Annotated in this window: 11 protein-coding genes; 8 read left to right on the forward strand and 3 right to left on the reverse strand. The window is 72.5% G+C overall.

Annotated features, from left to right (window positions below; genetic code table 11):
* The first annotated feature begins 38 nt into the window (after positions 1-38).
* The 7 genes from DEU31_RS01670 (at position 39) to DEU31_RS01700 (ending at position 8,634) form a co-directional block, all read left to right on the forward strand.
* Entirely contained in the window at positions 39-977 is a 939-nt protein-coding gene (locus tag DEU31_RS01670) for a sugar ABC transporter permease (protein WP_133675291.1), read from the forward strand.
* Positions 970-1,902 carry a carbohydrate ABC transporter permease gene (locus DEU31_RS01675; RefSeq protein ID WP_133675293.1) on the forward strand — a complete coding sequence of 311 codons (933 nt, stop codon included), beginning with the start codon at positions 970-972 and terminating at the stop codon, positions 1,900-1,902. The genes DEU31_RS01670 and DEU31_RS01675 overlap by 8 nt, the downstream gene beginning before the upstream one ends.
* 124 nt (positions 1,903-2,026) lie before the next feature.
* A complete protein-coding gene (locus DEU31_RS01680; protein ID WP_133675295.1) occupies positions 2,027-3,382 on the forward strand; it encodes a Gfo/Idh/MocA family oxidoreductase in 1,356 nt (451 codons plus the stop codon).
* On the forward strand, positions 3,379-4,896 hold the full coding sequence (locus DEU31_RS01685) for a Gfo/Idh/MocA family oxidoreductase (protein ID WP_133675297.1): 1,518 nt from the start codon (positions 3,379-3,381) through the stop codon (positions 4,894-4,896). Before DEU31_RS01680 ends, DEU31_RS01685 begins: the two co-directional genes overlap by 4 nt.
* Entirely contained in the window at positions 4,893-6,359 is a 1,467-nt protein-coding gene (locus DEU31_RS01690; RefSeq protein WP_133675299.1) for a tagaturonate epimerase family protein, read from the forward strand. Before DEU31_RS01685 ends, DEU31_RS01690 begins: the two co-directional genes overlap by 4 nt.
* Positions 6,360-6,487: 128 nt before the next feature.
* A complete protein-coding gene (locus tag DEU31_RS01695) occupies positions 6,488-7,504 on the forward strand; it encodes a LacI family DNA-binding transcriptional regulator (protein WP_133675300.1) in 1,017 nt (338 codons plus the stop codon).
* Positions 7,505-7,623: 119 nt separating this feature from the next.
* The gene (locus DEU31_RS01700) at positions 7,624-8,634 is read left to right on the forward strand and encodes a LacI family DNA-binding transcriptional regulator (RefSeq protein ID WP_133675302.1); all 1,011 of its coding nucleotides are present in this window, start codon (positions 7,624-7,626) and stop codon (positions 8,632-8,634) included.
* 160 nt (positions 8,635-8,794) lie between these two features.
* On the opposite strand, the gene DEU31_RS01705 is transcribed toward DEU31_RS01700, so the two are convergent.
* The 3 genes from DEU31_RS01705 to rhaI are packed head-to-tail and all read right to left on the reverse strand — an operon-like array spanning position 8,795 to position 13,629.
* Positions 8,795-10,378 (reverse strand): rhamnulokinase family protein, encoded by a 1,584-nt coding sequence (locus DEU31_RS01705; RefSeq protein ID WP_133675304.1) that lies wholly within the window; start codon positions 10,376-10,378, stop codon positions 8,795-8,797.
* A gap of 29 nt (positions 10,379-10,407) precedes the next feature.
* Positions 10,408-12,450, reverse strand: coding sequence for a bifunctional aldolase/short-chain dehydrogenase (locus DEU31_RS01710; protein WP_133675306.1), 2,043 nt, complete (start codon positions 12,448-12,450; stop codon positions 10,408-10,410).
* Positions 12,451-13,629 (reverse strand): L-rhamnose isomerase, encoded by a 1,179-nt coding sequence (rhaI, locus tag DEU31_RS01715; protein WP_133675308.1) that lies wholly within the window; start codon positions 13,627-13,629, stop codon positions 12,451-12,453.
* Positions 13,630-13,822: 193 nt separating this feature from the next.
* Here rhaI and DEU31_RS01720 point away from each other — a divergent pair, with 193 nt between their 5' ends.
* Positions 13,823-14,182, forward strand: coding sequence for an L-rhamnose mutarotase (locus DEU31_RS01720; protein WP_133675313.1), 360 nt, complete (start codon positions 13,823-13,825; stop codon positions 14,180-14,182).
* Positions 14,183-14,203 lie beyond the last annotated feature (21 nt).

Raw genomic sequence — 14,203 nt, forward strand, 5'->3', positions numbered from 1 at the left:
CCCGGCGCGCCCCGCAGATCCCCGAAGGGAGGACCCGCATGAGCGCCGTCGGAGAGCTCGCCCAGATCGTCTCCCGCCGTGACAAGCGCGGCCCCCGCGAGAAGCATCCCGACAACAAGGTCGGACTCGCCTTCATGACGCCCTGGCTGCTCGGCCTGCTGGGCATCACGATCCTGCCGATGATCGCCAGCCTGGTGCTGTCCTTCACCGACTACTCCATGCTCGCCGCCCCCGAGTGGGTGGGGCTGGAGAACTTCCAGCGGATGCTCGGCGACACCCGCCTGCACAACTCGCTGGTCGTCACCTTCGTCTACGTGATCGTGGGCGTTCCGCTGCAGCTCGCGGCCGCGTTGCTGCTGGCCGTGGTGCTGAACCATGGCATGCGCGGGCTGTCGTTCTACCGCTCGGTGTTCTACCTGCCCTCCCTGCTGGGCGGCTCGGTCGCGATCTCGATCCTGTGGCGGCAGATGTTCGGCGCTTCCGGCCTGGTCAACCAGCTGCTGGGCGCGCTCGGCTTCGAGAACCTCCCCGGCTGGGTCTCCACCCCGGACACGGCGCTGTGGACCATCATCCTGCTGCACGTGTGGACCTTCGGGTCCCCGATGATCATCTTCCTCGCGGGGCTGCGCCAGATCCCGCAGATGTACTACGAGGCCGCGTCCGTCGACGGCGCCTCGAAGGTGGCGCAGTTCTTCCGGATCACGATCCCGCTGCTCACCCCGATCATCTTCTTCAACCTGGTCCTGCAGGTGATCAACGCGTTCCAGACCTTCACCCAGGCCTTCGTGGTCTCGGGCGGGACCGGCGGACCGTCGGACTCGACGATGTTCTACACGCTCTACCTCTACCTCAAGGGCTTCGGCCAGTTCGACATGGGGTACGCCTCCGCGATGGCCTGGCTGCTGCTGGTCATCGTCGCGATCTTCACCGCGATCAACTTCTTCGTCTCCAAGTTCTGGGTGCATTACGATGACTGACCTCGCCCGCCCCGCCACCCCCGTCGACGAGACCTCGGCAGGCCCCGCCGCCGACGTCTCCGCGCCCCGCACACCGGTGGCCCCGCGCTCCCACGGCGCCCGCACCGTCAGGGCGGTGCTCAAGCACACGATGATGATCGCCGCGAGCCTGGCGATGATCTACCCGCTGCTGTGGATGGTGGTCTCGTCCCTGCGTCCCAACGACGAGATCTTCCGCAACCCGTCCCTGTTCCCGCTGTCCTTCGACATCGACAACTATGTGCGCGGATGGAGCGCGCAGTCGTTCGAGTTCTCGCACTACCTGATGAACTCGACTCTGCTCGTGGTGGGCTGCGTGATCGGCAACCTGTTCGCCTGCACGCTCACCGCCTACGCCTTCGCACGGCTGCGGTTCTGGGGCCGCAACATCGCCTTCGCGATGATGCTCATGACCCTGATGCTGCCGATCCACGTGGTGATCGTGCCGCAGTACATCATGTTCTCGCAGACCGGCTGGGTGAACACGATGTTGCCGCTGATCCTGCCGAAGTTCCTGGCGACAGATGCGTTCTTCGTGTTCCTGATGGTGCAGTTCATCCGCGGCATCCCGCGGGAGCTGGACGAGGCCGCGCGCATCGACGGCTGCGGGCACTTCCGGATCTTCTTCCGGATCATCCTGCCGCTGATGACGCCGGCGCTCGCGACCACCACGATCTTCACCTTCATGTGGACGTGGAACGACTTCTTCGGCTCGCTGATCTACCTCACCACGCCCGACAACTTCACCGTCCCGCTGGCGCTGAAGTCCTTCCTGGACGGGCAGGGCACGAGCGACTGGGGCGCCATGTTCGCGATGTCGATCGTGTCCCTGATCCCGCTGTTCCTGGTGTTCCTGTTTGGCCAGAGGTTCCTGGTCAAGGGCTTCGCCACTACCGGCATCAAATGAGAGCGGCGGCGCCGGCGACCTGCCGGCGCCGTCTGCCCCGCACCCCGTCGGCACCGCAGAGGCGCCGTCCGCCCCGCCCGTCCCGCCGCCCCGTCGTCCCCGCATCCCACGACCCTGGAGAGACATGACCACCCGCTACGCCCTGATCGGCTCGGGCCACCGCGCCCAGATGTACCTCGACGCGATCGCCGGCCCCCACGCCGACGTCGCCGAGCTGGTCGCGCTGATCGACGTGAACCCCTCCCGCCGCGAATTCCACCGCGACCGCGTCCCGACCTTCGCCGGGGTGCGCCTCGGCGGGCCCGAGGAGCTCGAGGTGATCGTCGAGCAGGAGCAGGTGGACCGGGTGATCGTCACCAGCGTCGACCGCCTGCACGCCGAGCACGTGGTCCGCTCCCTGGACGCGGGCGCCGACGTGGTCGTCGAGAAGCCGCTGACCATCGACGCCGAGAGCGCGCAGTCGATCCAGGCGGCGATCGACCGCACCGGACGCTCCGTGGTGGTGACCTTCAACTACCGCTACAGCCCCCGCAACACCGCGCTGAAGCAGGTCGTCGCCTCGGGCGAGATCGGTGAGGTGGTCTCGGCGACCTTCGAATGGGTGCTGGACACCCAGCACGGCGCCGACTACTTCCGCCGCTGGCACCGCGATAAGACCAGTTCCGGGGGCCTGTTCGTGCACAAGGCCGCCCACCACTTCGACCTCGTGAACTGGTGGCTGGACGACGTGCCCACCCGCGTCTACGCCCGCGGCGGCCTGCGCTTCTACGGGGCCGACGCCGCCCGGGAGCGCGGCCGGGAGGAGCTGCCCGCGCGCGGCACCCACGACGGGTCGCACGACCCCTTCGAGCTGGACCTGCGCTCCGACGAGCGCCTGGAGGCGCTGTACCTCCGCGCCGAGGAGCACGACGGCTACCTGCGCGATCGCTCCGTCTTCGACGCCGGGATCTCCATCGAGGACAACCTCACCGCGATCGTCGACTACGCCCGCGGGGCCGTGCTCACCTACGCGCTGAACGCCCACAGCCCCTGGGAGGGCTACCGGGTGGCGCTGAACGGCACCGCCGGCCGCGCCGAGCTCGAGGTGGTCGAGCGGGCCGAGGTCATCGCGCGGGACGAGGACGGCCGGGCGCATGTCGATCCGAGCGCGGTCGCGGTCACCGGCGAGGACTCCGGGGTGCGCGAGCGCGGCGAGCGCCTCGTGGTCCAGACCCACTTCGGCCCCGCCCGCGAGGTCGAGATCGTCACCGGCGAGGGCGGGCACGGCGGCGGCGATGCGCTGCTGCTGCGCGACGTGTTCGTCGGCCCCGACGAGGACCCGCTGGGCCGCGCCTCCGACCACCTCGACGGGATGCGCGCGATCGCCGTCGGGATCAGCGGCAACGCCTCGCTCGCCGGCGGCGCCCCGGTCGACGTGGCCGCGACCATGGGGGTGCCGCTCGAGGAGCGCGACCCGCAGCCCGAGGCGGCCCTGCGATGAGCGGCCCCGCGACCGGGACCCACCCCGCTGCCGGGACCGACCGTGCGAGGGGGACCGACCGTGCGACCGGGGCCGACCGGGCGACCGGGTCCGTCCCCGCTGCGGGGTCCGCCTCCGCCACGGCGGCCGCCGCGCCGGTCGGCACGTCGACCGCCGCCGCGCCGGTGCGCATCGCGCTGATCGGCACCCGCGGCTTCGGCCGGGTGCACCTGGAGAACCTCGAGCGGCTGCGCGAGGTGGGTCGGGCCGAGCTGATCGGCGTCGTCGACCTGCACGAGCCGCCCGCGGCCGTGCAGGGGATCTGGCATCGCGACCTCGCCTCCCTCCTCGCCGCGCACGCCGACGCCCCGCCGGAGGTGGTCGTGATCGCCACCCCGATCGACACCCACCTCCCGCTCGCGCTGCAGGCCCTCGAGGCGGGCGCGCACGTGTACCTCGAGAAGCCGCCCGTGCCCGCGCTCGCCGACCACGCGGTGCTCGAACAGGCTGCGCAGGCCGCGGGCCGCGTCGTGCAGATCGGCTTCCAGGCCCGCGGCGGCGCCGGGGTGGACGCGCTGCGGGAGCTCGTCGCCGCCGGCGAGCTCGGCGAGATCGACACCGTGCGCGTCCACGGCGCCTGGTCCCGCGACCGCGCCTACTACCGCCGCTCGCCCTGGGCAGGACGCCGCCGCCTGGACGGGCGCCGCGTCGCCGACGGGGTCGCCACCAACCCGCTCGCCCACGGCGTGCACGCGGGCCTCGTCGTCGCCGGCATCGACCGGCTCGAGGACATCGCCGCCGTCACCACCGAGCTGCGCCGCGCCCACGACATCGAGGCCGACGACACCGCCTTCGTGCGCATCGACCCGGTCCGCGGCGCAGCGGACGCCGACCTCGGCGAGGACACCCCGCCGCACGCCGACCCGACCTGCGAGGACACCGGGGCGTCCCGCCTGCGGCCTGCGGTCGTCTGCGCCCTGACCACCACTGCACCCGTCCAGGGCGCGCCGTGGATCGAGGTCGTCGGCACCGGGGGCGCCGCCCGGCTCTCCTATACCGAGGACCTCCTGCGCCGCACCGCCCCCGACGGCACCGTCACCGAGACCCGGCACGAGCGCACCGACCTGGTCGAGAACCTGCTCGCCCACGTGCGGGACCCCGAAGTCCCGCTGCTGTGCCCTCTGGCCGCGACCGCGCCCTTCAGCGCCGTGCTCGAGGCGATCCAGACCGCGCCCGATCCCGCGCCCATCGCCCCCGAGCACGTGACCTGGCTCGGCGAGGGAGAGGCCGCCCGGCCCATCGTCGACGGGATCGAGGAGGCGCTGACCGCCGCGCTCGAGACCGGCGCGCCCTTCAGCCGCAGCGGCGCGACCTGGGCCCACGAGGACGCCATCGCGACCTGGCACCCGTCGGCCGCGGTGCCCGAGCCGTCGGCCGCACCGCCACGCCCGTCGGCGACGCATGCCGACCCCACGACCACCACCGGATCCCGCGCCGACGGCCGGGACGCTCTCGACGAGGAGACCCGCTCATGACCCTGCGCACCGACCACCTCGAGGCGGATGTGCTCCGCACCGCCGACGGCAGCACCCTGCAGGTGCGCGCCGCCGACGCCGCCCGTCTCGCCCCCTTCGAGGGGGAGATCCGCCCCGACGGCGACGGGCACCTGCTCAGCGGCCCGCTCTCGCCCGCCAACGCCGCCGCGCTGCGCGAGGCGTTCGCGGTGCTGCGCCCCCGGCCGATCGGGGACACCCGCACCTCCGTCGGCACCGGCGACCGGCTGGGCCTGGCGACCGCCGGACAGGCCCGCGCCTTCCGCGACCAGGGCGCCGGCCTCGCCCCCGTGCTCGCCCAGCAGTCGATCCGCGAGATGGACCGGCTGGGCCGCGACGCCCTCTCCGTGATCGACGAGGCGACCTTCGGCTGCCTCGAGGAGGGGTGGGACGGCGGCTTTGGCGCGGACTGCGACCACATCAAGACCACCGAGGGCATCGACCGCGGCCTCGCCGCAGGGTTCGTGACCTTCACCCTCGACCCCGGCGACCACGTCGTCGACGTGACCGGCGGGATCACCGAGCAGCAGCTCGAGCAGGTGCCCTGGGAGGCGCTCGGCGACGACCTCGAGTCGCTGCGCGCCCGCTACATCGGCACCGTCCTCGACCTCGGCACGCAGCGCCTCGAGATCACCCGCGAGGCGATCGACACCGCGGCCGTGAAGTACGGCGCGGCCGTCGCCGAGGCCGCGCGGCTGTTCCGCCACCTGACGGGCAGCGCCCGCCACGAGGTCGAGGCCGAGATCGCGGTGGACGAGACGGCCTGGCTGACCACCTTCGTCGAGCACCACTACATGGCCGCCGAGCTCGACCGCCTCGGCGTGGAATGGTTCAGCTTCGCACCCCGCTACGTCGACGGCTTCGAGAAGGGCGTGGAGTTCATCGGCGACGAGGACGAGCTGCGCGAGAACCTCACCGCCCACCACGCGATCTCCCGCCTCCACGGCGGGTACAAGATCTCCCTGCACTCCGGCTCGGACAAGTTCTCGATCTACCCCCTCGCCGTCGCCGCGACGGACGGGCACGTGCACCTGAAGACCTCCGGCACCAGTTACCTCTGCGCCCTCGAGGTCATCGCCCGCCACGACCCCGAGCTGCTGGCGCAGATCTGGGACATCTCCCGCGCCGCGTACGCCCGCTCCCGCGCCTCCTACCAGGTCTCCGCCCACGAGGACCGCACCCCCGAGACCTTGGAGGGGGTCGACACCGCCGCGCTGATCGCCGCCTCCGACTCGCGGCAGATCCTCCACGTCGGCTACGGGGAATCCCTGGTCGCGAGCGACGCGCAGGGCGTCGTGCTGGGCGAGCGCCTGCGCAGGGTGCTCGAGGCCCATCACGCCGAGTACTCCGAGGTGCTCGCCGCGCACATCGGCCGCCACCTCGCCCCCTTCGCCGCCGCGGCGGGGGAGACGCAGGAGAGGACCGACGCCGTCGGCGTGGCCTGAGCCGGGGCCCGACCTCGCGGTCGGCCGGAGGGGCAGACCGGCGGAGAGCGGACCCATAGGGGCCGCTCGGCGAAGATCATGGTGGGAGCCGGGCGCGCCCGGGACGGAGCAGCAGGGAGGAGGACGGGATGAGGGTGACGCTGCGCGACGTCGCGGAGCAGGCCGGGGTGTCGGTCGCGACGGTCTCCCGCGCCCTGAGCCGCCCCGAGATGGTCAGCGACGAGGCCCGCGACCGGATCCAGGAGATCTCCCTCCAGCTCGGCTACCGGCCCTCCCGGGAGGCGCGCGGGATCGCGCCCGGCAGCGCCGGGACCCTCGGCGTGATCGTCCCCGACCTGCTGAACCCCTTCTACCCGGCGCTGCTCAAGGGCGCCCAGGCCCGGGCCCGTGAGCACGGCCTGCACCTGCTGCTGGCCGACGCGGAGGAGGCGCCCGACGGCGAGCTGCCGCTCGTGCAGACCCTCGCCCCACAGGTCGACGGGATCCTGCTGTGCTCCAGCCGGATGAGCGAGAGCGACCTCGAGGCGGCGTCGGGCCTGACCCGGCTGTGCCTGGTCAACCGCCGCCACCGGGACCTGTCGACCGTCTCCTTCGACGCGCTGAGCGGGGTGCGGGCCGCGGTGCGGCACCTGGTCGCGCTCGGCCACCGCCGGATCGGCTACGTCGGCGGCCCCCGCGCGAGCCGCTCCGAGTCCGAGCGCCGCACCGCCCTCGAGCAGGTCGGGGCCGAGCTCGAGGTCGAGATCGTGGACGTCGGCCACTTCCCGCCCGGCATCCAGGGCGGGATCTCCGCGGCCGAGCCGCTGCTGCTGCGCGAGCTGAGCGCGGCGCTCGCCTACAACGACGTCCTCGCCCTCGGGCTGATTTCGGGGCTGCGCGCCCTCGGCCTCTCCGTGCCGGAGGACGTCTCGGTGGTGGGCTGGGACGACATCGAGTACGCGGCCGTGTCCAGCCCGGCGCTGAGCACCGTGCGGGTGCCGCGCCACCGCATCGGCGCGCTCGGGATCGACGCGCTCGTCGCCCCCGCCGGGGCCGTCACCGGGCAACGGCTCGAGACCCGCTTTGTGCCGAGGGATTCCACCGCGCGCCGCGGCGGGACCGTGCCGGAGCGACCGCAGCAGGCCCCCGAGGGACAGCGAGCCTGAGCCCCGCAGGGATGCAGGACGGGCGCTGCCGCAGGGACGCGGAGCGGCGCAGATTACAGTGGGGTGACCTGCACGGACCGTCGGACCGGCAGCAGGAGTGCTCCAGGAGGGAACAGGCCATGGCACGGACGGCGGCCAGCATTAAGGACGTGGCGAGGGAGGCCGGGGTGTCGATCGGCACCGTCTCCAACGTGCTGAACCGCCCCGACATCGTCTCCCCCGAGCGGCGGGACCGCGTGCTCGAGGCGATCCGTGCGCTCGGCTACGTCCGCAACGACGCCGCGAGGCAGCTCAAGCTGGGCCGCTCCTCGACCGTCGGCGCGATCGTGCTGGACATGGGCAACCCCTTCTACGCCCAGCTCGTCGGCGGGATCGAGGCCGCAGCGGAGGCGTCCTCCCTCGCCGTGATCTCCGGCAGCTCCGGCAACCGCGAGCAGCGCGAGCAGCTCTACCTCTCCCTCTTCGAGGAGCAGCGGGTGCGGGGGATCCTGCTCGCCTCGACAGGGGCGAGCGAGGAGCTGATCGAGCAGATCCGCGAGCGCGGCACGCCGGTGGTCCTGGTGGAGCGCGAGCGCGCCTCGACCGGCGGCTCCTCCGTGAGCGTCGACGACTTCGCCGGCGGGGAGATCGCGGTGCGCCACCTCACCGGGCTCGGCCGTCGACGGATCGGCGTGGTCGCGGCCCGGCAGGACCTGCGCCAGGTCAGGGCCCGTCTGGACGGGGCGCGCGCCGCCGCCGAGGCCGCCGGCGCCTCCCTCGAGGTGATCGAGGCGGAGGGCCTCACCGTGCTCGCTGGCCGCGCCGCGGGGGAGAGCGTCGTCGCCCGACCCCGTCCCGAGCGGCCGGACGCGCTGTTCTGCGTCAACGACCTGCTCGCCGTCGGGGCGCTGCAGGCCTTCGCCTTCCGGCACCAGGTCGCCGTGCCCGAGGAGATCGCGCTGGTGGGCTACGACGACATCGCCTTCGCCCGCTCGACGGTGGTGCCGCTGACCTCGGTCTCCCAGCCCGCCGAGCTCATGGGCCGCACCGCGCTCGCACTGCTCGAGGAGGAGATCCTCGACCCCGACGCCCCTCGCCGGCACGTCTCCTTCCGCCCGAGCCTCGTCAAGCGGGAGTCGACGCTGGGCTGAACGGCTCCGGCCGACGGGGACGGTGATCCTGAGGGCGAAATCGCCGTCGGACGCGGTCCAGGAGACTTCGATGCGCCCGGGTCGGGGCGGCCGGCGCCTCGGAGCCCGTGGGTTCGGAGGACGGGAGCATGGGTTCCACCTCGTGCGTCGGGGGCGAGTCTCAGCGGGCGGTGACGGGATCGGGGGCCGGGTACGGGACGGAGGGCCGGAACCGCTCGAGCTCGATGCTCGCCCGAACCAGCTGACGGATCGCGTCCGGCTCCTGCGAGAGGGCGCCGAGCGTCCGCGACTGCAGGGCGACGTTCCCCAGCGCCGTCGCCTCCATGGGGCCGGCCACCACCTCGACCCCGAGCGCATCGGCCGTGAGCTGGTTGAGCAGGGCGTTGCGTGACCCTCCGCCCACCACGTGCAGCCGTTCGGGCAGGGGGACCTGCGCCAAGCGACAGGCGGCGTGCAGCTCCTCGCGGTAGGTCTCCGCGAGGGATTCGAGGATGCAGCGCACCACCGCGGCCTGGGTGCGGGGGAACGGGTCGTCCCCGTCGATCCGTCGGGCGGCGGTGCTCACGCGGTCCGCCATCCGCCCCGGGGCGAGGAACTGCTCGTCGGTGGGGTCGATGCGGAAGCGGTCCGCCGGAGACTGCGCGGCGGCGGCCAGCAGGTCCTCGAGGTCCACCTGCGCCCCGTCCTCCTCCCACTGCCGGATGGACTCGCTGACCAGCCACATCCCCGAGACGTTCTTGAGGAATCGCACCGTGCCGTCCACGCCGGCCTCGTTGGTGAAGCCCGCCAGGCGCGCCTCCTCGGTCGCGACCGCCGCGGGCAGCTCCAGGCCGATCAGCGACCAGGTGCCCGAGGAGATGAAGGCGACCGGGCTCGTCCCCGGCACCGCCGGGACGGCCAGCACCGCGGAGGCCGTGTCATGGGAGCCGATCGCGACCACCGGCACCTCCCCGATCCCGAGCTCGCGGCCGAGCTCCGGACGCACCGTGCCCAGGCGCTCGCCGGGGGCGATCAGCGGCGCGAGCAGCTCCCGGTCGATCCCCGCGGCGTCGAGCAGCTCGGAGTTCCAGCCCCCGTCGAGGCCCAGCATCCCGGTGCTCGACGCATTGGTGCTCTCGCTGCGCCGTACCCCGGTGAGCAGGTGCCCGATCAGATCGGGGACCATCAACAGGGTGCTGCCGGGCGGCAGATCCGCCGCGCGGTCGTCGGCGGCGAGCTGGTACAGGGTGTTGAAGGGCTGCTGCGCGATGCCCGTCAGCGCGAACTGCCGCTCCCGGGAGACGCGCTCGGCGACCCGGTCCGCGACCCCGTGGGTGCGGGAGTCGCGATAGGCGATCACCTCGCCGATCCGCTCGCCGCCGTCCGTTCCCTCGGGACCGACGAAGCCGTAGTCCACGGCCCAGGAGTCCACGCCGATCGAGGCGAGCCCCGCCAGTCCGCGCACCACGGTGAGGTCGTGGGCATCGGCCAGGCCCTGCCGGATCTCCGCCCACAGCGCATCGAGGTCCCAGCTCAGGTGGCCATCGCGCTCCACCAGGCGGTTCTCGAAGCGGCGCGCGGGGACCAGCTCGATCCGCCCCTCGGCGACGACCCCGAGCATCACTCGGCCCGAGGTCGCGCCGAGGTCGATCGCAGCGACGGCGAACGGCTCGCCGGCCGCGCCCGATCCGCCTGCCTCCCCGGATCCGCCTGCCGCGGCCGACCCGTCGACCGACGGCCCGGCCGCAACGGATACGGCGCGCATGTGCGAGCTCGGCCGGTCGGCCCCGGCGCTCATCGCAGGAACGCCGCGGCGACCCCCGCGTCGACGGGGACATGGAGACCGGTGGTGTGCGAGAGGTCCCCGGCGGTCAGCGCGAACACGGCGCTGGCGACGTTCTCCGGCAGCACCTCGCGCTTCAGCAGGGTGCGCTGGGCGTAGAACTCGCCGAGCTTCTCCTCCTCGACGCCGTAGACCTTCGCGCGGCTCGCGCCCCAGCCGCCGGCGAAGATGCCGGAGCCGCGCACCACCCCGTCGGGGTTGATGCCGTTGACGCGGATCTGGTGCTCGCCGAGCTCCGCCGCGAGCAGCCGCACCTGATGGGCCTGATCCGCCTTCGTCGCCGAGTAGGCGATGTTGTTGGGGCCGGCGAAGACGGAGTTCTTCGAGGAGATGTAGAGGATGTCCCCGCCCATGGCCTGCGCGATCATCACGCGAGCCGTCTCGCGGGAGACGAGGAAGCTGCCGCGCGCCATGACGTCGTGCTGCAGGTCCCAGTCCTTCGCGGTCGTCTCCAGCAGCGGCTTGGACAGCGAGAGCCCGGCGTTGTTGACGATGAGGTCGAGCCCGCCGAAGGCGAGCACCGCCTCGGCGACCATGTCGATCACCGCCTGCTCGTCGGAGACGTCGGCCCGCAGGGCGACCGCGCGGTCCGGGCCGCCGAGCTCCTCGGCGACGGCTCGGGCGTTCTCCAGGTTCAGGTCCGCGATCACGACGCATGCGCCCTCGGCGACGAGCCGCGTCGCGGTCGCCTTGCCGATCCCGGAGCCGCCGCCGGTCACGAGCGCGACGCGGGTGGCGAGCGGCTTGGGCGCCGGCCGACGCCGCAGCTTCGCCTCCTCCAGCTCCCAGTACTCGATGCGGAACTTCTCCGACTCGTCGATGGGGGAGTAGGTCGAGACCGCCTCCGCGCCGCGCATCACGTGGATCGCGTTGACGTAGAACTCCCCGGCGACCCGCGCGGTCTGCGCGTCGGCCCCGAAGGAGAACATCCCGACTCCCGGGACCAGCACGATCGCCGGATCCGCGCCGCGCATCGCGGGGGAGTTCTCGCTCGCGTGCCGGTCGTAGTAGGCGGCGTAGTCCGCGCGGTAGGACTCGTGCAGCTCGCGCAGGCGCGCGATTTGCTCCTCCACCGGGGCACTTGCGGGCAGGTCCAGGACCAGGGGCTTCACCTTGGTGCGCAGGAAGTGGTCGGGGCAGGAGGTGCCGAGCTCGGCGAGCGCAATGAGCTTCTCACCGGCCAGGAACTCGTGCACGTCCTCGCTGTCGGTCCAGTGGCCGATCATCGGCGCGTCGGTCGAGGCGAGACCGCGGATCACGGGGAACAGGGCCGACGCCTTCGCGCGCCGCTCCGCCTCCGGCAGCGCGGCGCGGGCGGGATCGGCCGGGCCGAAGGGCTCGGCGGCGCCGTGCGCGTCCAGGTGCGCCTGCGCCTCGCGGATGATCCGCAGCGAGTTCTCCTTCGCCTCCTCAGAGGTCTCGCCCCAGGCGGTGATGCCGTGCCCGCCGAGGATGCAGCCGATCGCCTCGGGGCTGCGCGCCTTGATCTCGGCGATGTCCAGCCCCAGCTGGAAGCTGGGCCGACGCCACGGCACCCACACCACCGCGTCGCCGAAGATCTCCCGGGTCAGGCGCTCCCCGTCGGCCGCGGTCGCGAGCGCGATCCCGGCATCGGGGTGGAGGTGGTCCACGTGCGGGGCGTCGACCAGGGCGTGCATGGCGGTGTCGATCGAGGGGGCGGCCCCGCCCTTGCCGAACAGGCAGTGGTCGAAGGCCGCGACCATCTCGTCCTCCCGCTCCACGCCCGGGTAGACGTCCTGCAGGGCGCGCACCCGGTCCAGGCGCAGCACCGCGAGGCCCTTCTCGGCCAGGGTGCCGAGGTCGCCGCCGGAGCCCTTCACCCACAGCAGCTCGACGTCCTGCCCGGTGACGGGGTCGGTGTCCGTGCCCTTGGCGGAGGTGTTGCCGCCGGCGTAGTTCGTCGTCGTCGGGTCGGCGCCCAGCTCGTTCGAGCGGGCCAGGAGGGCGTCGATCGTCTCTCGTGCGGTGCTCATTCAGGCTCCCCATCCCATCTGGTTCCCGCCGACGCGCTCGCCGGCGACCTTCTCCTCGTAGCCGCTCGCACGGAACGCCGCGAACGGATCCGCCGGCAGACCGCGCTCCTCGCGGAAGGCCGCGAGCGCCGGGCGCACGTCCGTCCAGAAGGCGTCCATGAGGACGCCGTGCGCCTCGAGCACGTCGTGGCGCTGCTGCGCATCGGCCAGGGCCTCGCGGTCCACCAGCAGCGCCTTGGCGAGGGTCTCCTGCACGTTCATCACCGAGCGGATCTGTCCCTGGATCTTCGACTCGAGGTTGTGGCACTCGTCGAGCATGAAGTTCACCCCGGAAGCGGGGCGGTGGGCGTCCTGCTGCACGATCTCGAACAGGATCCGGAACAGCTGGAACGGGTCCGCGGCGCCGACGATCAGATCGTCGTCGGCGTAGTTGCGGGAGTTGAAGTCGAAGGCCCCGAGCCGGTTCTGACGCAGCAGCTGGGCGACGATGAACTCGATGTTCGTGCCGGGGGCGTGGTGGCCGGTATCCAGCACCACCTGCGCCTGCTCCCCGAGGGCGAGGCAGTGCATGAGGCTCGTGCCCCAGTCGGGGACGTCGGTGTGGTAGAACGCCGGCTCGAAGAACTTGTACTCGAGCACCAGCCGCTCACCCTCGCGCAGGCCCGCGTAGATCTCCTGCAGCGACTCCGCCAGATGGTCCTGACGCCGACGGATCGAGTCCTGACCGGCGTAGTTCGTGCCGTCGGCGAGCCAGATCTTCAGCTCGTGCGAACCGGCCTCCCGCATCACGTCCAGGCACTCGAGGTGGTGGTCGATCGCGCGGCGGCGCACGGACGCGTCCGAGTGGGTGAGCGAGCCGAACTTGTACTCGTCGTCCTGGAAGGTGTTGGAGTTGATCATGCCGAGGGAGACCCCGAGCTCCGCGGCGTGGGCGCGCAGCGCGGCGACGTCCTCGACCCGGTCCCAGGGGTGGTGCAGGGACACGCGCGGGGCGAGGCCGGTGAAGGCGTGGGTCTGCGCGGCGTCGGCGATCTTCTCGAAGGGGTCCCGCGGGGTGCCCGGGGTGCCGAAGACCTTGAAGCGGGTGCCGGAGTTGCCGTAGGCCCAGCTCGGGACCTCGATCGAGAACTCCTCGAGGTCACGGGCGACCTCGGGGGGAAGCGTGGTGGGGGTGGTCATGGCGGCTCCTTCGGGATGGACCGGTCCGTGCGGGCGGCGTCGGCGGCGACGGCCTTGGACGAGCAGCGACCGGGTCTAGGCTTGAAACGACTCAAGAAAGAACCTAGCATTCCCGTCGGCGGTTCGACAACAGACGTCCCCGCCGCCCTCGCACCGATCCGTCGCGGGGGGACTCGCCCGATGAGGAGCAGCGATGACGCCGCCTGATCTCGACCACCTGCTGGCCACCACCAGTGCTCGCAGCCCGCGCCGCTGCTGTTTCCTGCTGCACGTGCGCCCCGAGAAGCTCACCGACTACGTCGCCGCGCACCAGGACGTCTGGGAGGAGATGCGCACAGCGCTCACCGACGCCGGATGGCGCAATTACTCCCTCTTCCTGCGTCCGGAGGACGGCCTGGTCGTCGGCTATTTCGAGGCCGACGACGTCGACGCCGCCCAGGACGCGATCGCCCGCGCCGCGATCAGCCCGCGCTGGGAGGCGGCGATGGCGGAGTACTTCACCCCCGGCGGTGGGGAGAAGCAGGTCCTGCCGCAGTACTTCCACCTCGCCTGACCGCGGCGGTCCGGCCGACGT

This window comes from Brachybacterium sp. AG952 (assembly GCF_004362645.1).
Lineage (GTDB): Bacteria > Actinomycetota > Actinomycetes > Actinomycetales > Dermabacteraceae > Brachybacterium > Brachybacterium conglomeratum.